Here is a 20,951-nt window from a genome sequence, read left to right as displayed (position 1 = left end):
GTCAGATCTTCCAGCCGGAATGCAGCGCGGCGATGCCCATGCTCAGGTTTCGGTACTTGGCGTTCTCAAAGCCCGCAGTGCGGACCATGCTCAGGAAGGTCTCCTGATCAGGAAATTTGCGGATCGATTCGACCAGGTACTGATAACTGTCGTAATCATTGGCGATCAGCTTGCCCATGCGTGGGATGACGTTGAAACTGTAGAGGTCATAGAGTTTTTGCAGCCCGTCATTGGGTAGCTGGCTGAACTCCAGCACCATAAGGCGACCGCCGGGTTTCAGGACGCGAAAGGCTTCGTTCAGCGCCTCTTGTGGGCGGGTTACGTTCCGGATGCCAAAGGAAATCGTGTAGACGTCGAAAGTGTTGTCTTCGAAGGGCAAGGCCATCGCATCGCCCACCACCCAGTTCAGACTGTCGGACATCTGATCGGCTTCGGCACGTTGGCGGCCCTCGATCAGCATCGGTTCGGTCAGGTCTAGAACCGTGGCGTGGCCGTGGCCTGCGCGTTTGAGGAAGCGAAACGAGATATCGCCTGTGCCACCCGCAACATCCAGCAGGCGCTGACCGGGACGCGGGGCGAGCCAATCCATCATTGCGTCCTTCCAGACCCGGTGGATGCCCATCGACATGACATCGTTCATCACATCGTATTTCGAAGCGACCGAATTGAACACGCCCTGCACACGCCCGGCCTTTTCAGCCTCGCGGACGGTCTCGAAACCGAAATGAGTGGTCTTGTCGTTGCTGTCGGACATGAACGGATGCCTCTGTTTGTGTTGTCCTTCCTTATAGGTTCCGAGTCCGGGAAGACAATCGCGTGAAAAGGTAGCAGGGCACGCGATTTGGTTGCACGCCACATATTTTCCTTAGTCGCCGGTTAGGAGATGGTCGTTCATCAAGAAGTTCTGGGACCTTAGATGTTTGCAGCTATTTTGGGGACGCTTCTGGCGTTTCTTTATATCGCTTGGCGGGCCAGGGCCGTCGTCCGCACGATTTTCAGGGTGCATCGCGCTGAGGGTCTTGGAGACAAACTTGATGCGTTTACGCGGCACATTCCCAATGATGTTTTGCAGGATTCGATGTTTGGGGCCGGTAGCGAACGGCCTGCGCAGCAATCGTTGACCCGGATGAGTTTTAGAACAACGCCGGGTGTGATCGTAGTGACCGTGATGGTTCTGATTGTGTTGTTCTATATCAGCTTCGTGAGGCCGGAACTGGCGCGTGCAGACGAAATATTCTCTATGCTGCACCCTGAGACCATAGTGCTGATCAAGTTGGCTATAATGGCGCTGGGTGCCTATACTTTGGTCTTTCACCTCGCCAATTCCATCTCGATCGATGGGTCAGAACTGGTGACGATGAGCCCTTTGTTTCAGCGGCGCTACTATGATCTGAACAAGCTCAAATCGATACGCCTCGGGCACAACGGAAATTACCTTCTGCGATTTTCCGATGGGAAGACGGCACGGATTCTGAAATACGTAACCGGACATGATGAAATGGTGCGGGCGCTGGAAAATGCCATCGCAGCAAATCAGGAGAGGACATGCCGGAACTTCCCGAAGTCGAAACGGTCCGCCGGGGTCTAAGCCCCGCTATGGAAGGCGAGTTGATCGAACGTGCGGACGTGAACCGCCCCGATCTGCGCTGGCCGTTCCCCGAGCGGATGGCTGAACGGCTTACCGGGCAGCGGGTTGATCGGTTGCGGCGACGGTCAAAGTACATTTTGGCGGATCTCGGCAGCGGTGAAACCCTGCTGATTCATTTGGGGATGTCGGGGCGGATGACGGTCTCGGGCGATCCGCTGGGACAATTCGCACATGAACACCCGATGCCGGAAAAACACGACCATGTGGTGTTCCATATGGCTAATGGCGCTCGCATTACCTTCAACGATCCACGCCGGTTCGGTGCGATGGATCTGATACCGACGGTGTCCGCTGAAGGTCACAAGCTGTTGTCGGTTCTGGGGCCTGAACCGCTGGGCAACGATTTTCACGAACAGCATTTGATCGAGGCCTTCAAGGGCAAGAACACGCCGGTCAAATCGGCGCTTCTGGATCAGGGAATCGTTGCCGGTCTGGGCAACATATACGTCTGCGAGGCACTTTTTCGCGCTGGCGTGTCGCCACGTCGCAAGGCGGGGCAAATCTCTGCTGCGCGGGTCGCAGCGCTGGTCCCAATCATCCGTCAGGTGTTGCAGGAGGCGATCGAGGCGGGCGGCTCGTCGCTGCGCGATTTCCGCCAAGCCGATGGAGAGCTTGGATATTTTCAGCACAGCTTTGACGTTTATGGCCGCGAAGGCGATCCCTGTCGGACCGAGGGCTGTGGTGCAGCAATCAAGAGAATCACCCAGTCCGGTCGCTCATCCTTCTACTGTGCGCAATGTCAAAGATAGCTTGATCCAAGTTTTTCGCGTGGTAAGGAATCGTACTTGAACGGAACAACCGGAAGCTTTTACCTCATGGCTTTTGAGACGATCATCGTCGAAATCGAAGACCACGTCGCCCTAATCAAACTCGACAGACCCGATGCGCTGAACGCACTGAACACTCAGTTGCTGGGTGAGTTATGCGAAGCGTTGGAAGACGCGGATCGCAATGACAAGGTGCGCTGCATCGTCATCACCGGCTCGGACAAAGCCTTTGCCGCTGGCGCGGACATCAAGGAGATGTCCGACATGAGCTATGTCGATGTGTTCAACGTGAACCTCTTTGCCGACGCAAACAACCGGCTCACAGCCATTCGCAAGCCGATCATCGCCGCCGTCGCCGGTTACGCGCTGGGCGGTGGATGCGAACTGGCCATGCTGTGCGACTTCATCATCGCTGCTGACAACGCCAAGTTCGGACAGCCCGAGATCAATCTGGGTGTCATTGCCGGCCTGGGGGGAACGCAGAGACTGACCCGGTTCGTGGGCAAGTCCAAGGCGATGGACATGAACCTGACCGGTCGCTTCATGGACGCCGAAGAGGCCGAGCGCGCAGGCCTGGTCAGTCGGGTGGTTCCAGCCAAAAAGCTGATCGAAGAGGCCACCGGCGTTGCCCAGAAGATCGCCGAGAAATCCTTGCTGACCGCTATGGCCGCCAAAGAGGCCGTCAACCGCAGCTATGAACTGCCGCTCAGCGAGGGGATGCTGTTCGAGCGGCGCGTGTTCCATTCGATGTTCGCTACCGAAGATCAGAAAGAGGGCATGGCGGCGTTTCTCGAAAAGCGCTCGGCCCAGTTCCGCGACAAATAGTTGGCGCGCCATTGGGCTGATCCGGGGCGGGCCTTGGCCCGCCTTGTTCATGGCGGCTATGCAGATGACAAGAATCGGCTTGTCAAACCTTGTGAACTTGGATAGTCAGCGCCGCTATACATGCGCGTGCGGCCCGCTTGGCCCGACTCACACTCGTGATTTCTGATCCGGTGCGGACATGTCCGTGGCGCGCAACCCAAGATAACCGTACCGAACAAAGGTCAGAGACACATGGCAAACTCGCCCCAGGCAAAGAAACGCGCTCGTCAGAACGAAAAGCGCTTCGCCGTCAACAAAGCACGTCGTTCGCGCATCCGTACCTATCTGCGCAAAGTTGAAGAAGCCATCGCATCCGGTGACAAGGACGCAGCAACCGCAGCCCTGCGCGCGGCTCAGCCCGAGCTGATGCGCGGCGTCACCAAAGGTGTCTTCCACAAGAACACCGCGTCCCGCAAAATGTCCCGCCTGTCGGCCCGCGTCAAAGCGCTGGGCTGATTCTGCTGGAAAACGCGTCAAGCGTTGGTCTGAGAAAAAGGCGTCGCGCTGCGCGGCGCCTTTTTCATTGTTGCCGGAAAGCCGCGCCTTCACGAAACTGAGAGATTCTTTCGGGCCGAACCCCGAGTCAATATCAGAGTTTCATTGCCGCGACCGGTGCCCTCTTGCTACCACTGTTTCAGCGATTCACTCGCTTGGGGGGACAGGCTGTTCCAGCGATTGACCTGACGGGCATCAGGAAGATCAATGGGGCGAATGTTCGAAAACCGACCTTGGTCGGACGGACGATCTGCTGTGGATCAAGGTGTTGCCATTGATCCTGGCCCTGTCGAAAATTTGAGCTGTGATGCGTCACCCGAAAAGCGGGTGCGGCCCTGTTTTGGGGTCGAGTAAGGTGTGACTGCGCTGAACATCGAATTGACTACCCGCCAGACCTTACTCGGTCTGGCGCAAAGGTAGCCTTGTGCGTGAACGCAATAAACCGGGGAACCGGACCATAGTAATAAGGCCGACAGGCCAATAAAGAATGGGATGCGTGAGGCGCCGTATGACACAAGAGAAATGGGGGCAGCTGCGTAGCAAGTTGCTCAAGGCTGTGGGACGAAACAACTTTACCACCTGGATCGAACCGCTCGAGTTCCAGGAGTTGCAGGATGGCGTGGCCGTCTTTTCTGTACCGACCAATTTCATGGGAAACTATGTCAGTCAGAATTTCGCTGATCTGATTCTGTATGAACTGAACACGTCGGGTGAATCCGTTCAGCGACTGGCGTTCCAAACCGCTGCCAATTCTTCAACACGTCCGGTTCAGTCCGCAGATGCAAAGATCAAATCCGAAGCCCCGGCAAAAGCGCCCTCGGCCGAACCGGCAGGGGAAGCGCTGGAAGCGTTGCAGGCCGCGCCGCTGGATGCGCGCTTTACCTTTGACAGCTTTGTGGTTGGCAAGCCGAACGAGCTTGCCCATGCCGCCGCGCGCCGTGTGTCCGAGGGTGGTCCGGTCACGTTCAATCCACTGGTTCTTTATGGCGGCGTAGGTCTGGGTAAGACGCACCTTATGCACGCCATCGCGTGGGAACTGAAAACCCGGCATCCCGAACTGAATGTTCTGTACCTGTCGGCAGAACAGTTCATGTACCGCTTTGTTCAGGCCCTGCGCGAGCGTCGGATGATGGATTTCAAACATCTGTTCCGCTCGGTCGACGTGCTGATGGTTGATGACGTGCAGTTCATCGCCGGCAAGGATTCCACTCAGGAAGAGTTCTTTCACACATTCAACGCGCTGGTGGACCAGAACAAGCAGATTATCATCTCTGCCGACCGTGCGCCGGGTGAGATCAAGGATCTGGAAGACCGCGTGAAATCGCGCCTGCAATGTGGCCTCGTCGTTGACCTACACCCGACCGATTACGAACTTCGTCTGGGCATTCTTCAGAACAAGGTGCAGCAATACAGCAGCACCTATCCTGATCTGACGATCTCGGATGGTGTTCTGGAATTTCTGGCGCAACGCATCTCGACCAATGTGCGCGTGCTGGAAGGGGCGCTGACCCGTCTGTTCGCTTTTGCTTCGCTGGTCGGTCGCGAGATCGATATGGATTTGACGCAGGATTGTCTGGCCGACGTATTGCGCATGTCCGAGCGAAAAATCACCGTCGAAGAGATTCAGCGCAAGGTATCGGAATATTACAACATCCGCATGTCAGACATTATCGGGCCGAAACGCCTGCGGTCCTATGCGCGCCCGCGGCAGGTGGCGATGTATCTGTGCAAGCAATTGACCAGCCGGTCCCTGCCTGAAATCGGCCGCCGTTTTGGCGGGAGGGATCACACCACGGTCATGCACGGCGTCAAACGCATCGAAGAGCTGAAGCTGACCGATGGCCAGATCGCCGAAGATGTCGAGATGCTGCGCCGGGCGTTGGAGGCCTAAACCTATACATCCCCATTTTGAACGCGCCTCGGGTCTTTGGTCCGGGGCGTTTTTGTGCGCTATTGCCCACGGTCCGCCATGAACTGTGACAGATGGACCACGCGCCCCTTGACGCATCGGGCATTCCAACCCAGAAATCCGTAAAAAATCCTTGTGCCTCAGGGTGGAACCGCTAACGTGCCAGTCCCGCCTGTTTCGGCACGCAAGTCAGAGGAATTGAGGGTATGAAGATCAGCATCGAACGCGGCACCCTTCTCAAGGCCGTTTCGCAGGCCCAATCAGTTGTCGAACGTCGCAACACAATTCCGATCCTGGCAAATGTGCTGATAGAAGCCGAAGGCGATCAGGTGCAGTTTCGCGCCACAGATCTGGATATCGAAGTGGTCGACAAGGCCCCAGCACAAGTCGAGAAAGCCGGGGCGACGACAGTGGCGGCAACCACGCTGCACGAGATTGTCCGCAAACTGCCCGATGGCGCGTTGGTGACGCTGACCGCCGACAGTGCGGCAGGTCGTCTGACGGTTGAAGCCGGGCGGTCGAATTTCTCGCTGGCGACGCTGCCGAAAGAGGATTTTCCGGTCATGGCGTCCTCGGAATATCAGTCGAACTTTACGGCCTCGGCGGCGCTGTTGCGGCGGTTGTTCGACAAGTCGAAATTCGCCATTTCCACGGAAGAGACACGGTATTACCTGAACGGCGTTTATATGCATGTCACCGACGGCTCGGATGGCGGCAAGGTGCTGCGCTGCGTGGCCACCGATGGCCATCGTCTGGCGCGCATCGATGCGGATTGCCCGGATGGCGCCGTGGACATGCCGGGGGTGATCGTGCCACGCAAGACGGTGGGTGAGCTGCGCAAGCTGCTGGAAGATGACGAGATGGATATCGCCGTGTCGGTCAGTGAAACCAAGGTGCGTTTTGCCACGCCCGACATCACGCTGACCTCGAAAGTGATTGACGGTACTTTCCCCGATTACACCCGCGTTATCCCGCAGGGCAACACCCGCAAGCTGGAAGTGGACGCTGCCGAGTTTGCGCAGGCCGTCGATCGGGTTGCGACGGTGTCCTCGGAACGCTCGCGCGCGGTGAAGTTGCAGCTGGATGGCGACAAGCTGGTTCTGTCGGTGAACGCGCCAGATAGTGGCGCGGCTGAGGAAGAATTGGCCGTGGCCTATGGCGACGAGCGGTTGGAGATTGGGTTCAACGCCAAGTATCTGTTGGAGATCGCCTCGCAGGTTGACCGAGAGAACGCGGTGTTCCTGTTTAACTCGGCGGGGGATCCGACCCTGATGCGCGAAGGCAATGATCAGAGCGCGGTTTATGTCGTCATGCCGATGCGCGTCTGATCGCGCTGACGCGCGATGCCTCCGGCGGGAGTATTTTTGAAAAGATGAAGGGAGGGGTCATGGGATTGGCCCTGACCGAGCTTACGGTCTCGCATTTTCGGTCTCATAAGCTGGCACGTTTGTCGTTGGACGGGCGGCCGGTGGCGATTCACGGGCCGAACGGAGCGGGGAAGACCAATATACTTGAGGCTGTGTCGCTGTTTTCGCCCGGGCGCGGGATGCGGCGGGCTAGCGCGGCGGAAATGACGCGGCGACCCGAAGCGCTGGGCTGGAAACTGTCGGGGGTTCTGGCAGCGCAGGGGCGGCACTATGAGGTTGAGACCTGGTCCGAAGGCGGCGCAGCGCGGCAGGTCCGGATTGATGACAAGGCGGCCAGTCAGATCGACCTGGGCAAGCTGGCGCGGGTTGTCTGGTTGGTGCCGTCAATGGATCGGCTTTGGATCGAGGGGGCTGAGGGACGGCGGCGGTTTCTGGACCGGATTGCGCTGAGTTTTGACCCTTCGCACGCTGAAGCATCGCTGACCTATGAGAAATCCATGCGGGAACGCAATCGTCTTTTGAAAGAGCAAGTGCGGGATGCCCATTGGTACACGGCGCTTGAGGGGCAGATGGCAGACACCGGGCACCGGGTACACGCAGCGCGGCTGGCGGCGCTGGGACATCTGCGCATCGCGCAGGAGCGGGCAGAAACCGCGTTCCCCTCTGCCGAGCTTGAACTTGTGCAGACCGAAGGTGAGATGCCCGACACAAGCGACGACTTGCGCGAGGCATTGAATGAAAGCAGGTTCCGGGATTTATCGGCTGGGCGCACGCTGATCGGGCCGCACCGGTCGGATATCTATGGTGTTTTTGCCGCCAAAGGAGTTCCGGCCAAGGATTGTTCAACCGGAGAACAAAAGGCGCTGTTGGTGTCGCTAATCCTGTCGAACGCGCGCGCTCTGGCTGAACTGGTGGGTGCACCACCAATTGTGTTGCTGGATGAGGTGGCCGCACATCTGGATGCGGATCGGCGGGCGGCGCTCTATGACGAGATTTGCGCCTTGGGTGCTCAGGCCTGGATGACGGGCACCGGGCCTGAACTGTTTGCGGAACTGGGGGATCGGGCGCAGACCTTGGATGTCACCGAAGGTGATCAGGGCTCGGTCGTCAGCGCTTAGGCGGGTTCGCCGACTTTGCGTTCCCACAGAAAGCCGCGCATGACCTCGTCGACCGGGGTATGTGCCATGTGATTGACGTAGTTCGACATTGTTTTCTGCGCCAGACCCAGAACCACATCCAGCACGGCACGATGCGAATAGCCAGCATCAAAGAAGGCTTGCAGCTGTTCCTCGGTCGGATTGCCGCGGCTTTGCATCAGTTGCAGGGTGAAGGTGCGCAACGCCTCAAGCCTGGCTGAGGGTAGCGGGGTTTCGTTGCGCAGCGCCTCGGTTATCTCGTCCGAGACTTTCATCATTTTGGCGATTCCGGTGTGTGCCGGGACGCAGTAATGGCATTCGTTTTCGACGTTGATGGTCTGCCAGACGACGGTCTTTTCGTCATTGTCAAAGTCCGTTTGCAGGAACAGACCATGCAGCACCTGATAACCTTCAAGATGTTGCGGGCTTTCGGCCATCACTTTGTGCAGGCCAGGCAGGCGACCGAACGCCGCTTGCGATTTTTCCAGCAGGGGTTTGGATCCCTCGGGGGCAGTTTCGAGGTCATGAGAGGGGAAGTTTGCCATGTCAAAGCTCCTGTTTCTGGCGCGGTAGCTCAGAAATAGGGTTTCTTGAGCGATCACTCAAGTATATATTTGAGTGACCGTTCAAGAATTGGTGAAGACCATGCCGCGCAAACCCGCTTACGACCGAGATGTTCTGATTGCCAAGGCGCGCGATATCTTTTGGCGTCAGGGTTGGGCCGGGACCTCGTTGAAGGATCTGGAGCGGGAACTGAAACTGAAACCCGGCAGTTTCTACGCGGCTTTTGGTTCCAAGGATGCTCTCTATGCGCTGGCGTTGGAGCGGTATGCGCAGGACGGGATGGCCAATATGATGCGTTTGGCGCAGGAGATCGGACCACTTGAGGCGCTCAAGGCGCAGCCACAACTGGTGATCGAATCCGCAGAGTTGCCAACCAAGGCCTGCATGCTGGCCAAGACATACGCAGAGCTACAGTCCAAAGATCACGATCTCGCGGAGCAGTCGCGGATTCACATGACACAGATGAGAACATGTTTCGCCGACCTGTTTCGCAGAGCTCAGGAAGTCGGTGACATTGATGCCGATCGCGATCCTGACCGGCTGGCGGCGCGGTACCAATCTGACCTTTTGGGATTGAGATTGTCGGCTGAGCGTGAGGATGTGAATGCGGCTGAAATTGCTGCGGACATTGCCGCCGATCTCGACCGGCTGTGATCAACAAAATTTCCGGAATGGTACCACAAAATGTGGGGGATCGCGTGACATTCCCCACCAGAAAACGTATAAGTTACCAAAATAATATAGGTACGAACGGTATGTCCGAAGACGCACAGGCACCGCAGGAATACGGCGCGGATTCCATCAAAGTTCTTAAAGGCTTAGAGGCGGTTCGCAAGCGCCCCGGTATGTATATCGGGGATACGGATGATGGCTCGGGCCTGCACCATATGGTGTACGAGGTCGTGGACAACGGAATTGACGAGGCGCTGGCCGGTCACGCCGACCATGTAACCGTGAAAATCCACGCGGATTCCAGCGTCTCGGTCAGTGATAACGGACGCGGAATTCCGGTGGATATCCACCCGGAAGAGGGTGTCTCGGCCGCTGAGGTCATCATGACCCAGCTGCATGCGGGAGGTAAGTTCGACAGCAACTCGTACAAAGTGTCGGGCGGTCTGCACGGTGTGGGCGTTTCAGTGGTGAACGCGCTGTCAGATTGGCTGGAACTGCGCATTTGGCGTGCTGGCAAGGAACATGTGGCACGTTTTGAAGGTGGGGAGACGGCCGAGCATCTGAAGGTGGTTGAGGAATGCGGCGATCGCACCGGAACCGAGGTGCGCTTTCTGGCTTCGACCAATACCTTCTCGAACCTGGAATATTCATTCGAGACGCTGGAAAAGCGCCTGCGCGAACTGGCCTTCCTGAACTCGGGCGTGCGGATCATCCTGATCGATGAGCGTCCCGCAGAACGGCTGGAGACCGAGCTGTTCTATGAAGGCGGCGTCAAGGAGTTCGTCAAATACCTGGATCGGTCGAAAACCCCTGCGATGCCAGAACCGATCTACATCAAGGGCGAACGCGACGATATCGGCGTCGAAATCGCCATGTGGTGGAATGACAGCTATCACGAGACGGTGCTGCCGTTTACCAACAACATCCCACAGCGCGATGGCGGCACCCATGTGGCCGGTTTCCGGGGGGCTCTGACCCGGACGATCAACAACTATGCGCAGTCGAGCGGAATTGCGAAGAAGGAAAAAGTAAGCTTCACCGGCGATGACGCGCGCGAAGGCCTGACTTGTGTGCTGTCGGTGAAAGTTCCCGACCCGAAATTCTCGTCGCAGACCAAGGACAAGCTGGTATCGTCCGAAGTCCGTCCGGCTGTCGAAGGTCTGATGAACGAAAAGCTGGCCGAGTGGTTCGAGGAAAATCCCAACGAGGCCAAAGCCATTGTCGGCAAGATCATCGAGGCTGCGCTGGCCCGCGAAGCCGCCCGAAAGGCGCGCGAACTGACCCGCCGCAAGACCGCGATGGATGTGAACTACTTGGCGGGTAAGCTGAAAGACTGTTCCGAGAAAGACCCATCAAAGACCGAAGTGTTTCTGGTCGAGGGTGACTCGGCGGGAGGGTCCGCCCAGACCGGACGTGACCGTCTGACCCAAGCAGTTCTGCCCTTGCGCGGTAAGATCCTGAATGTCGAACGCGCGCGGTTTGACCGGATGCTCTCGTCGCAGGAAATCGGCAACCTCGTAATGGCCTTGGGTACTGGCATTGGCCGCGACGAATTCAACATTGAAAAGCTACGCTACCACAAGATCGTCATCATGACCGATGCGGACGTGGACGGCGCGCATATCCGCACCCTGTTGCTAACCTTCTTCTATCGCCAGATGCCGGAGCTTATCGAGGGCGGATTTCTCTACATCGCGCAGCCACCGCTCTACAAGGTTTCGCGCGGTAAATCAGAGGTGTACCTGAAAGATCAGGCTGCGCTGGATGACTACCTGATCAATCAGGGTGTTGAAGGCGCGGTGTTGAAACTCGGTTCGGGTGAAGAGATCATCGGTCAGGATTTGACCCGTGTGGTTGACGAAGCCCGTCAGTTGAAACGTGTGCTGGACGCCTTCCCGACCCATTACCCGCGCCACATTCTGGAACAGGCTGCGGTGGCCGGAGCCTTCGTGCCCGGTGCCGTGGATGCGGATCTGCAAGGCGTCGCCGACAAGGTCGCTGCCCGTCTGGATCTGATCGCCCTGGAATACGAACGCGGCTGGCAGGGTCGGATCACCCAGGACCATGGCATCCGTCTGGCCCGCATCCTGCGCGGCGTCGAAGAGGTCCGCACCCTGGACGGCCCCATGTTGCGTTCCGGCGAGGCGCGCAAGACCGGCAGCTTCACCCAAAGCCTGCAAGAGGTTTACAACACCCCCGCCACCCTGATCCGCCGAGACCGCAGCCAGGTGATCCACGGACCGCTGGACCTTTTGCGTGCCATTCTCGAAGAAGGCGAAAAAGGTCTGTCGCTGCAACGCTATAAGGGGCTGGGCGAAATGAACCCGGACCAATTGTGGGAAACAACTCTGGATCCCGACGCCCGGACGCTGCTGCAGGTGCGCGTGGATGACATGGTCGAGGCAGACGACCTGTTCACCAAGCTGATGGGCGACGTGGTAGAACCCCGCCGCGAGTTCATTCAGAAAAATGCCCTGAGCGTCGAGAACCTGGATTTCTGATTTTTTGTAAGTGCTCTCATAACGCTGTATTACCGGCATTGATTTCATTTAAGAAAATCCTTGAAGTTTGCCCATAACTTTGCGCGACGTTTGCGCATAACTTTGCACGATTTGCCCAAAAGTTTGCGTAGCTTGCCCATAGTTTTGCGTTGCGCGATTGTCTGCCTTAGCGATGAATTCAATCAGTTTTTGGCGTAGTTGTTACGGTTTTGGTCCTTTGCGGTGCCCAACCCCGCATGGGGCCTCCTAAGGCCCCTTGGGTTCCATGCGGCCTTTTTGCTTGGATTCTCGCGAAGGTCTGTGATGCGCAGGAAGCGGACTTTGCATATTCTGGCGCGCAGCCTGTATCAAACTTGAAGAAGCCGTTTTTTATGCAGTGTCATTCAGGCAGCCCGGCCGCGCGTAATCCTTCTTGAAAGCGGCTTTGTCCGATTGGATCGGTAATCTGAATAAAGCTGGTGGAAATGCTCGCATCTGGCATCCGTTCCAAAATGGCGTCAATTGCTAAGTTCGCATTTTCGGCATCTCCGAGTTGGCCATAGACAGCCGCACGCCACCATAGATTTCCAATAAAGCGTGGATTTTTTGCCCGAGAAATCTCAAGATGTTCCAGCGCTTCTTCGTAGCGACCTTGCAGATATATGGCTTGCCCCAACAGCTGGTCTGCCAGCCAATTGTGATAGGGATTCAAGCGCACTGAAAGACGAAGCAGTTCTTCGGCTTCCCTGCCGCGACCAAGAAAAATCAAAGCCAATGCCGAGCGGGTCAACAGTTGCGGATGTGCGGGTTCAAGCTCCATTGCGAGCGTAAACTGCTCAAGCGCCCCTTCATAGTCACGCAGGTTCAATAGTGATTGCGCAAGGACCTGACGCGAGTACCAGTCACTGGGTTCAAGACGCACGACTTCCTGCGCAATATCAAGACCAGTCTCCAGAGCAGTTGTCGGGTCGTCGGCAACTCGAAAGTACCCAGTTTGCGTCTCAACAAATCCCAACAAAGCTTTGGCTCTCACAAAGTTGGGATCCAGTGCAAGTGCTTCTCGAGCCAAAGCGCGCGCTCTTTGATAGGAAGCTGGGGTATTTACCCAACTTGCCTCGTCCGCGCGCGCCCAGAGTAAAAAGGCTTCGGGGTTCTCAGTGAAGCGATGCTGGCCCGTGACGCGTTCCAAATCTTCAGAAAACTGCTGCGCCAATTGTTCCACGAGTGAGTCCTGAAGCTCGAAAACGTCAGCGGACGCGCGATCAATCCTGTCGCTCCACATTATTCGCCCGGACAAGGTATCGATCAGTTCGACGTCGACGCGCACCTGTTCGCCTGAACGTCTCAATGAGCCGCGCACAACGTGAGCAACGCCCAATTCTTCCGCAACGGAGGCGGGACTGGTGTTTTGGTCGCGATATCGTTCTGTCGAACTGCTAGCAATTACGAAAAGCCCGTCTACCCGTGCAAGAGCACGGGTCAGATCCTCGGTAACTGCATTGGCCAACAGCGTTTCTTCTTCAGAGCTTGATAGTGTCTTGAAGGGAATAATTGCAACCGATGGCTTATCGGGCAGTGCTAGCTGCATTCTTTCTAGCGACGCCGCTTCCATCTCGCTGTGACGCAATTGCTCCCAGGCTGAGGGGCCAAAAATGAGTAATGCCAACAAAATAATGCCCGCCGCAATCGGTTTCCAGAAACGACTTTGCCGCTTGAACAGAGCCTGAGTTTCTGAGACTGTGTTTGAATCCACCACATTGAAAACTCGAACAGGTCGGGCAATGTTCTTTACCTGAACTTCCCCAAGATCTTGTAGAGTGATGTCCAATTTATCGAGGATCTGGTCCCGCGCCGAGCGTGAGATTGCGATACCACCGGGCTCTGCCAAAGCCTCGATCCGCGCCGCTACATTGATCCCATCTCCGTGAAGATCATCTCCCTCGACGATGACATCACCCAAGTTAATCCCGATCCTTAACGTAAGGTCGTTGTGATCGGAAAAGCTCCTTTGAATTGACGCCGCGCATTCGACAGCTTCGACAACAGAGGCGAATTCAGCCAGATATCCGTCCCCCATTGTTTTGAACAAACGTCCGCGATGACGTTCGAAAGCCGGAGCAATGATTTTGTCAAATGCTGCGTTCAAAAGCGCTCTAGTGCCAGTTTCATCACGCTCGATCAGCGAGGAGTAACCGACCACGTCGGCAGCGAGTATCGCGGCAAGCCGGCGCTCGACCCTGACCTCAGTCATAATTGTTGTCCTATGCGGCCATGCTCAACAATTGCTTAAGTTCGATGAGATTGCACGTCTCACCTTAAGTATACACGTACAAAATCACAGCCCAACAAGGAGTTCCGAAACCGCCATAGATTATTTTTGAGCTTTCTTTTTAGGGATGTTCTCAAACAAAAAAGATGCCGGAATCAGTGCCGCAGCGCTAAAGTCGACAAAAAACTTGGTCAAACTTCGTAGGCTGACGCCTTACAAAACAATATTCTTGCTCTGGCTCAATTTGGCGTCAGGAGCTTCGTTCGGCTAGGCGCTAATCTGTTGATGGAACTTGCTATCACGCCGCTCCGCCAGAGCTTGGCGCACAATTTGCACAGATGACGACAAAAACAAACCTGCCATGATCGTCGCGACGATGAGGTCGGGCCATCCTGTGGCTGTGCCCCAAACGCCGAGAGCGGCAAACATCACTGCCACGTTCCCGATGGCGTCATTGCGGGAACAAAGCCAGACGGAGCGGACATTCGCGTCTCCATCTTTGTACCTGACGAGCAGAAGAACACTGGCAAGGTTAGTAAGCAGAGCAAGGAACCCCACCACCCCCATGATTTCAGCCTCAGGAACTCCGACGTAGAACACGCGATAAACTGTCGATCCGAGCACCCATGAACCCATCAGAAAAAGGCTGAGACCTTTGGCTAAAGCAGCATTTGTGCGTGCACGGATCGACGCACCAATTACAGCCAGAGAAATGCCATAGGTCAGGGCATCTCCCAAAAAGTCGAGTGCATCGGCCTGTAGTGCCTGGGATTTCGCATAGTGCCCTGCGGTCATCTCGACCACGAACATTGTGGCATTGAGTGCAATGACGATCCACAATCGCCTTTTGTAATCATCTGAAACGCCGTCAAACTTAGCGTCGTGTCCACAACATCCAGACATAGTTAGGCCTCTTTGAATCTGTCTTTAGCATAGTGTAGTGTCTCTAGTGACTAGAGGTTCAAGGGGTAATTTGATGTTTTCGATTGGTGACTTGTCCAAGCGCACAAAGGTCAAGATTCCGACCATTCGTTACTATGAGGAAATGGGGCTGCTCAGTGCGCCAGAACGCACCGAAGGCAATCAGCGGCGTTACGATGCGGCGGGAATGGAACGCCTTAGTTTCATCAAGCACGCGCGTGACCTTGGGTTCTCGCTGGAGGCGATATCTGAATTGATCGATTTACAAGGCCATCCGGATCGCTCGTGCAAAGCCGCAACCGATATAGCAGCCGCTCAGCTCTCGGAGGTCCGGGCAAAAATCAAAAGGCTCCGCGCACTTGAGAAAGAGCTGAACCGGATTTCAAAAGGCTGTAGTGGAGATGGGGTTTCAGAGCACTGCTACGTGCTTGCTTCACTCGCCGACCATGATCTGTGCCGTCACGAACACTGATCTTTGGAAGCTGATTTTGCCTTTAACCGCAGCACGAACTGCCTACTTGAATTGGCGGGCACGGGACAGTTGCGTAGGAACAAAAAACACAGCAATCGCCTTCTAAAGGCTTCAAGACTGCTTTGCATGATTTGCATTCATAAAACCACTGGCACGAGTCAGTTGGCATTTTCTCGATTTCAACGTGCCCACACCGAGGGCAGGTCAAAGTGCTATCCAGCACCACAGTTTGTTTTGTCATTGTCTCACATCTGCATGATTAGATAATCGTTGATTTGAGCCTCATTGAACACGATGACCCATGCCAGCGCGGTGATCGCCGTGCTTCCGACAAGCCACCATTTCAGGTTTGCCAACGTCCCGTTTCGAAGCGCTACGAACCACGAAACCGCGATCAGCGCTGTTGAGATGGCGAGAACATAGTAGCTTGCTGCCGCTATTTTTCCGAATATCGCCAACCAACTGCCACCCAAGCCGAGCAACATCATGGCCATTGGAAGAACACAGCATGTCGCAACTCCCAGAGCGGAAACCGATCCCAGGTAGCTGAGGGTCAAATACTTCTTCATCTTTCGCTCCCTGGGTACTCGATTTGAATGTGTTGAGGCACCGGCATTCAGAGCGTATAACTCCTGTAGTAACTACAGGATCAAGCGGAGGCACTTCACATGATTGCGATAGGTGAGGCTTCTCGGCAAAGCGGGGTTGGAATAGAAACCATCCGCTATTACGAGCGCGAAGGTATCGTACCGAGACCCGCGCGAGCTCTGAACAATCGCCGCCTCTATTCAGCAAGCGATGTTGGAAGACTTCGATTTTTGAAGAAATGCCGCGACCTGGGGTTTCCTCTCTCAGACGCAAAAGCGCTTTTGGAGTTGTCAGAAGGAAGTGCCGAAGACTGCCGATCAGTGAAAGAACTGGCCGAGACACACATTGCCAGCGTTAGAAGCAAGATTGATGAGCTCAGACGTCTGGAGCACGCCTTGAGTGAGCTTACGGCCAATTGTGATAGCGGAAACGTTCAATGCCCGATGCTGCAAAGACTGAGAACGATGGATGATATCTGACTCTGGCCACTGGGTGGAATCAAAGTATCTGAGATTTGGTCAGATCGCGTCAGACCAAGGTCTGTGGTGCGGTAACAGATTGTAGTTCATAGTCGATTTCACGATGAGAGTGAAAGTAACTGACCTGACGATTGGCAATTGGTCGTTGTCGCGAGTGTTTCTTGCGGCCAGCATCGTTGTGATGGGCACTGCTACCGCAATTGTCGGGGTCTGGGTGTCAAATCGAATCCAGAACGCAGTCGTGCAAAACTCCGCCAACTCTGCGGCTCTATATATGGAAAGCGTAGTATCCCCGCTCAGCCAGGAATTGGCTCATGGCGACCGCATTTCTGAGCAGGCGAGCCTGGCGCTGGACGAGATTTTTATGACCCAGCCAATGCGTGACCGCATCGTCTCCTACAAATTCTGGAAGCAAGGCGGTGTGATTGCGCATGCCTCGGATACAGACATCATTGGAAACCGTTTCAATCCAACGGATGACTTAAGGCGGGCGTGGAGCGGTGATATCTCCGGCTCTTTCGAAGAGCTTGATCATGCCGAGAGCGCCGCCGAGGCGGCATTGGGGATACCATTACTTGAAGTTTACAGCCCCATCCGCGAACTCTGGTCCGGCGAAATCATCGCAGTTGCGGAGTTCTACGAAAGAGCCGATCAGCTGGAGATAGATTTGGCCAAGGCCAGGCGAACAAGTTGGTTGGTCGTCGGTTCCGCATTTCTGGCAAGTACTATTGTTCTGTATTCCATCGTCGCAATTGGTGACAAAACAATTCGACGACAGGGGGCTCTTCTTAAACAGCGCCTGACAGAAAGTGAGAGGATGGCCGAGCAGAATGCCCGGCTGCGGTCGCGTGTAGTCGAGGCGTCAGAAAGATATGCTACGCAAACAGATCGGTTCCTCAAGAAACTCGGTGCCGAGCTACATGATGGTCCTGCGCAGTACCTGTCGCTCGCCGCTCTTAGACTGGAGGCGGCGTTTTCCGAAGAGTCCGAAAGGCCTATGGAGGCAGAAGAAATTCAGCAGTCTTTGCAAAAATCTCTTGCTGAGATTCGTGCAATATCGCGAGGGCTGTCCGCGCCAGATATCGACAGCCTGTCATTCGTCGATGTTGTAAAGAGAGCCGTAGAGGATCATGCCGAACACAGCCCGTTGCGACCAGATATTTCATTCCAAGGTAGCCAGGCCCCAGAGTTGTCATTGTCGGACAAGCTGTGCGTTTTTCGGTTCCTTCAGGAAACGCTTTCCAATGCCGCAAGATATGCTCCAGCTTCCAAGTGTACGGTTATCTCTGAGGCGCAGAACGACCGCATAGTTGTAAAGGTCAAAGACGACGGACCTGGATTTGACAGGTCAGAAGAAACCGCGTTGCGAGACGATGGTGGCCAGGGGCTTATGGGCTTGCGAGATCGGGTCGAGAGTATTGGTGGCAAGTTCGAAGTCGTATCGAGACCGGGCGAAGGCACCACCATTGCTATGACACTCTTTCCCAGAAAGTTAGGCACATCATGACTACATCCGTCGTAATAGCTGATGATCACCCGATATTTAGGGATGGTTTGCAACGCACGTTAGATGAAGCTGATGGTTTCGAAGTTTTGGCCGCTGGGTCCAACGCTGAAGAGGCAGTATCGCTGGTCGGCACGCATCAGCCGGACATAGCTATTCTTGACCTTTCTATGCCCGGCGGTGGAATAAATGCGACACGTAAAATTGCGGCAATGGCAAATCCACCCGTCATTGCAATCTTGACGGTCTCAGAGAACAGCAGCGATGTCGCGGACGCCTTAGAGGCGGGCGCGATTGGGTACATTGTGAAGGGAGTAACCGCGAGCGAATTGACCGCTTCCCTACGCAGCATCGCCGCAGGTGAAGGGTTCGTTTCTCCGGGCTTGGCCTCGCGAGTATTGCTGCAAATCAATGCTGACAGCGGCATGTCTATAAACAGCAGCATTCTCGATGACCTTACGCATCGTGAGGAAGAAATACTGAGACGTGTAGCCAAAGGACTGAGTAATCGTGAAATCGCTGACGAGTTAGACCTTCAGGAAAAGACCGTGAAGCACTACATGACGGCAATCCTGTCCAAGCTTCATGCGCGAAATCGGGTAGAGGCCGCGCTCATTGCCCATGATGTTTGGAACAAGGGAGATTAACAGCGGTCTCTTTATCGACGATGGCGGCCCCTCTCTATGAGAAGCCGCCAACAGATTATCGACTGGTGTTGCTGTTCAATTGGCAACCGATTGTAACCTCTGGCGATCAGAGGCCGTTGCATTTCTCTCAACAACAGTCCGGTTGTACGGGTCTTTCAACTCGTAGCGCCCAAACTCGATCTCCTCTTTCCACCCATTGGCATAGTTTACTTCGATATTGTTGCCCTGGCGTTCGATTTTCGTGGGCCGACTTCCAGTAGTGCCGCCTTGCCCAGAAGAACGCACGCTGTCGATTGAGATACCATTCGCCAAAGACCGAAGCCTTGAGACGTCAGCACCGGTCGCAGGGCGCTCCTCAACAGTTCGGTTCTGCGCATTCTTTCTCTCATACCGCCCGTTTTCGATCTCCTCCTTGGTTCCGTCGGCGTAACGTACTTCAATGCCATTAGCGTTTGTTTCGACCTTTGTTACCCCAGCCGAACGCGACGGTTTGCCCCCTGCTTGAGACCGGTCCTTCTTTCCGCTGCCTCTATTGGAGCGTTTCGAGTCGTCATCGTCATCGTCATCGTCATCGTCGTCATCATCGTCGCGACCACTTTTGCCTGACCCTGAATTGTCGTCACGATCATCATCTCGGTCGTCGTCGCGATCATCGTCTCTATCGTCATCACGATCATCGTCCCGGTCACCACCACGGCCGCTACTACCCGACCCCGAGTTGTCGTCCCGATCATCATCTCTGTCGTCGTCACGATCATCATCCCGATCATCGTCGCGACCATCCCCGTCTTTCCCCTTGCCGCTCTTGGCAAAGGCATATGACGGTTCAAAATGTAAGCGACCATCGGCATCGAACGCTGGCACATAAGGCGTCGCCGCAATCAACGAAGCCAACGCCGCTGTACTAAGAAGTTGACCCAGCTTTCTTTGAATTTTCATTTTCGCCTCCAATTCTGATCATCACGCGTCGTGACATTGAAGACAGGTTACTTCTGGTTCGGCTTTCCCACATCGGGCTTAGGTCTGACGAATTTCAAGCCGAACGTCTTAGTCAGATCAGTCATACTAATAGAGTTTTGCTGACCCATTTGACCAGTTTAGTGGGAATTAACCCCGTCACCCTTCAACTCGTCATCAGGTTCGAGGTGAATGACAAAGACGGAACCCGGATACAAACGATCCAATTCTTCCTCGATGTCATTGCAAATATCATGCGCCGCGCTGACTGGCATTGTGCCGTCCACAACAAGATGAAACTCCACGAAGATGACATTCGCGGATCTGCGCCCTTTGAGGTCGTGATACTCTAAGGCTGTGCCGAGGTTTGCTTCGATTGCATTAGAAACAGTCTGCAAGTCATGTTCCGACAGGCTCACATCCATCAGGCCATCGACGGACGACCGAATAACTTTCCAACCCTCCCACAAGATGTTCAGTGCAACGAGAATTGCCAGAATCGGATCGAGGATCAGCCAGCCGGTGACAAGCGCCAGTATCAGACCTGCAATGACACCAACTGAAGTCATGACATCTGTAAAAATGTGCCGGGAGCTTGCCTCCAATGCAGGCGAACCCTCGCGCCTGCCGATTTTGAGCAATAGGTAAGCCCATGCGCCATTCACACCTGTTGCAATAACATTGACGACGATTCCAAGCAGCGGTGCATCCTCAAGATGCGGGTTTGGGAGCGCCAGCACAGCTTCTCTGATGATCAAGAACGCCGCCAGCACAATCAGAACGCCCTCGACGACGGCAGAAAGATACTCGGCTTTTTTGTGACCAAAGGGGTAGTTTTCATCAGGGGGTCTATTGGCAACCCGAACTGCGAAGTATGCCAGCAACGCCGCAACGACATTCACGGTAGATTCCATTGCGTCCGACAGCAATGCCACCGAGCCTGTCAGCCACCAAGCCAACAGTTTTAGAGCCAGTACCGCAATGGATATCGGAATGGACCAAAGAGCGATTTTTTGTGTCATTCCGTCACGACCCTTAGTCAATCGTTACAAATGATCCTGGGAACAGGTGAGCGCCCGTACTTAACACGTAAGACAGGAGTTGGGTAATAATGAATAGGGCCACAGGGTCGGTCATGCACGACCGGCTGTAGTGAATGGCTCCAGCACCATAGTGTCATACATCCGTTGCTTGGATGGACCTGATGGTTAC

General features: G+C 55.3%; 21 protein-coding genes. 13 read left to right on the top strand and 8 right to left on the bottom strand.

Annotated features, from left to right (window positions below; all coding sequences use genetic code 11):
- Window position 1: 1 nt before the first annotated feature.
- Window positions 2–754: a bifunctional demethylmenaquinone methyltransferase/2-methoxy-6-polyprenyl-1,4-benzoquinol methylase UbiE gene (gene ubiE / locus ACR0LX_RS07345; RefSeq protein WP_480783147.1), complete on the bottom strand. Its 753-nt coding sequence runs from the start codon at window positions 752–754 to the stop codon at window positions 2–4.
- Window positions 755–916: 162 nt separating this feature from the next.
- Between ubiE and ACR0LX_RS07340 the strand changes: the two genes are divergently transcribed.
- The 7 genes from ACR0LX_RS07340 to recF all read left to right on the top strand — a co-directional run bounded on the left by ACR0LX_RS07340 (window position 917) and on the right by recF (window position 8,168).
- On the top strand, window positions 917–1,588 hold the full coding sequence (locus ACR0LX_RS07340; RefSeq protein WP_480783146.1) for a hypothetical protein: 672 nt from the start codon (window positions 917–919) through the stop codon (window positions 1,586–1,588).
- Window positions 1,546–2,397, top strand: coding sequence for a bifunctional DNA-formamidopyrimidine glycosylase/DNA-(apurinic or apyrimidinic site) lyase (mutM, locus tag ACR0LX_RS07335; RefSeq protein ID WP_480783145.1), 852 nt, complete (start codon window positions 1,546–1,548; stop codon window positions 2,395–2,397). The genes ACR0LX_RS07340 and mutM overlap by 43 nt, the downstream gene beginning before the upstream one ends.
- Before the next feature lie 66 nt (window positions 2,398–2,463).
- Window positions 2,464–3,240 carry an enoyl-CoA hydratase gene (locus tag ACR0LX_RS07330; protein ID WP_480579375.1) on the top strand — a complete coding sequence of 259 codons (777 nt, stop codon included), beginning with the start codon at window positions 2,464–2,466 and terminating at the stop codon, window positions 3,238–3,240.
- A 231-nt stretch (window positions 3,241–3,471) separates the two neighbouring features.
- Complete coding sequence (rpsT, locus tag ACR0LX_RS07325; protein WP_142638226.1) at window positions 3,472–3,735, top strand: 30S ribosomal protein S20; 264 nt, start codon at window positions 3,472–3,474, stop codon at window positions 3,733–3,735.
- Window positions 3,736–4,282: 547 nt separating this feature from the next.
- Window positions 4,283–5,665 (top strand): chromosomal replication initiator protein DnaA, encoded by a 1,383-nt coding sequence (dnaA, locus tag ACR0LX_RS07320; protein WP_480783144.1) that lies wholly within the window; start codon window positions 4,283–4,285, stop codon window positions 5,663–5,665.
- Window positions 5,666–5,889: 224 nt separating this feature from the next.
- A complete protein-coding gene (gene dnaN / locus ACR0LX_RS07315; RefSeq protein ID WP_480783143.1) occupies window positions 5,890–7,011 on the top strand; it encodes a DNA polymerase III subunit beta in 1,122 nt (373 codons plus the stop codon).
- Window positions 7,012–7,070: 59 nt separating this feature from the next.
- Window positions 7,071–8,168, top strand: coding sequence for a DNA replication/repair protein RecF (recF, locus tag ACR0LX_RS07310; protein ID WP_480783142.1), 1,098 nt, complete (start codon window positions 7,071–7,073; stop codon window positions 8,166–8,168).
- Here the strand turns inward: recF and ACR0LX_RS07305 are convergent.
- Window positions 8,165–8,731: a carboxymuconolactone decarboxylase family protein gene (locus ACR0LX_RS07305; protein ID WP_480783141.1), complete on the bottom strand. Its 567-nt coding sequence runs from the start codon at window positions 8,729–8,731 to the stop codon at window positions 8,165–8,167. The genes recF and ACR0LX_RS07305 overlap by 4 nt on opposite strands.
- Window positions 8,732–8,831: 100 nt before the next feature.
- Here ACR0LX_RS07305 and ACR0LX_RS07300 point away from each other — a divergent pair, with 100 nt between their 5' ends.
- Window positions 8,832–9,404 carry a TetR/AcrR family transcriptional regulator gene (locus ACR0LX_RS07300; protein WP_480783140.1) on the top strand — a complete coding sequence of 191 codons (573 nt, stop codon included), beginning with the start codon at window positions 8,832–8,834 and terminating at the stop codon, window positions 9,402–9,404.
- A 101-nt stretch (window positions 9,405–9,505) separates the two neighbouring features.
- Window positions 9,506–11,923 (top strand): DNA topoisomerase (ATP-hydrolyzing) subunit B, encoded by a 2,418-nt coding sequence (gene gyrB / locus ACR0LX_RS07295; RefSeq protein WP_480579387.1) that lies wholly within the window; start codon window positions 9,506–9,508, stop codon window positions 11,921–11,923.
- A gap of 379 nt (window positions 11,924–12,302) precedes the next feature.
- Here gyrB and ACR0LX_RS07290 read toward each other — a convergent pair whose 3' ends face one another.
- A complete protein-coding gene (locus tag ACR0LX_RS07290) occupies window positions 12,303–14,153 on the bottom strand; it encodes an adenylate/guanylate cyclase domain-containing protein (protein ID WP_480783139.1) in 1,851 nt (616 codons plus the stop codon).
- A 285-nt stretch (window positions 14,154–14,438) separates the two neighbouring features.
- On the bottom strand, window positions 14,439–15,074 hold the full coding sequence (locus tag ACR0LX_RS07285; protein WP_170641766.1) for a cation diffusion facilitator family transporter: 636 nt from the start codon (window positions 15,072–15,074) through the stop codon (window positions 14,439–14,441).
- A 73-nt stretch (window positions 15,075–15,147) separates the two neighbouring features.
- Between ACR0LX_RS07285 and ACR0LX_RS07280 the strand changes: the two genes are divergently transcribed.
- Window positions 15,148–15,564, top strand: coding sequence for a MerR family transcriptional regulator (locus ACR0LX_RS07280; RefSeq protein WP_170492529.1), 417 nt, complete (start codon window positions 15,148–15,150; stop codon window positions 15,562–15,564).
- Window positions 15,565–15,586: 22 nt separating this feature from the next.
- Here ACR0LX_RS07280 and ACR0LX_RS07275 read toward each other — a convergent pair whose 3' ends face one another.
- Together ACR0LX_RS07275 and ACR0LX_RS07270 are read right to left on the bottom strand one after the other, a co-directional pair.
- On the bottom strand, window positions 15,587–15,805 hold the full coding sequence (locus ACR0LX_RS07275) for a GDCCVxC domain-containing (seleno)protein (RefSeq protein WP_254429233.1): 219 nt from the start codon (window positions 15,803–15,805) through the stop codon (window positions 15,587–15,589).
- 4 nt (window positions 15,806–15,809) lie between these two features.
- Window positions 15,810–16,133 (bottom strand): hypothetical protein, encoded by a 324-nt coding sequence (locus ACR0LX_RS07270; protein ID WP_480783138.1) that lies wholly within the window; start codon window positions 16,131–16,133, stop codon window positions 15,810–15,812.
- Between the two features lie 99 nt (window positions 16,134–16,232).
- Here ACR0LX_RS07270 and ACR0LX_RS07265 point away from each other — a divergent pair, with 99 nt between their 5' ends.
- The 3 genes from ACR0LX_RS07265 (at window position 16,233) to ACR0LX_RS07255 (ending at window position 18,782) form a co-directional block, all read left to right on the top strand.
- Complete coding sequence (locus ACR0LX_RS07265; RefSeq protein WP_170724271.1) at window positions 16,233–16,631, top strand: MerR family transcriptional regulator; 399 nt, start codon at window positions 16,233–16,235, stop codon at window positions 16,629–16,631.
- A 103-nt stretch (window positions 16,632–16,734) separates the two neighbouring features.
- A complete protein-coding gene (locus ACR0LX_RS07260) occupies window positions 16,735–18,138 on the top strand; it encodes a sensor histidine kinase (RefSeq protein WP_170676366.1) in 1,404 nt (467 codons plus the stop codon).
- Entirely contained in the window at window positions 18,135–18,782 is a 648-nt protein-coding gene (locus ACR0LX_RS07255; RefSeq protein WP_170762969.1) for a response regulator, read from the top strand. Before ACR0LX_RS07260 ends, ACR0LX_RS07255 begins: the two co-directional genes overlap by 4 nt.
- A 75-nt stretch (window positions 18,783–18,857) precedes the next feature.
- Here ACR0LX_RS07255 and ACR0LX_RS07250 read toward each other — a convergent pair whose 3' ends face one another.
- Together ACR0LX_RS07250 and ACR0LX_RS07245 are read right to left on the bottom strand one after the other, a co-directional pair.
- Window positions 18,858–19,721: a hypothetical protein gene (locus ACR0LX_RS07250; protein WP_480783137.1), complete on the bottom strand. Its 864-nt coding sequence runs from the start codon at window positions 19,719–19,721 to the stop codon at window positions 18,858–18,860.
- A gap of 158 nt (window positions 19,722–19,879) precedes the next feature.
- Window positions 19,880–20,761 (bottom strand): cation diffusion facilitator family transporter, encoded by an 882-nt coding sequence (locus ACR0LX_RS07245; protein WP_480783136.1) that lies wholly within the window; start codon window positions 20,759–20,761, stop codon window positions 19,880–19,882.
- Between the last annotated feature and the right edge of the window lie 190 nt (window positions 20,762–20,951).

Source organism: Ruegeria sp. CH11 (genome assembly GCF_056537105.1).
This window is presented reverse-complemented; position numbering and strand designations above follow the sequence as displayed.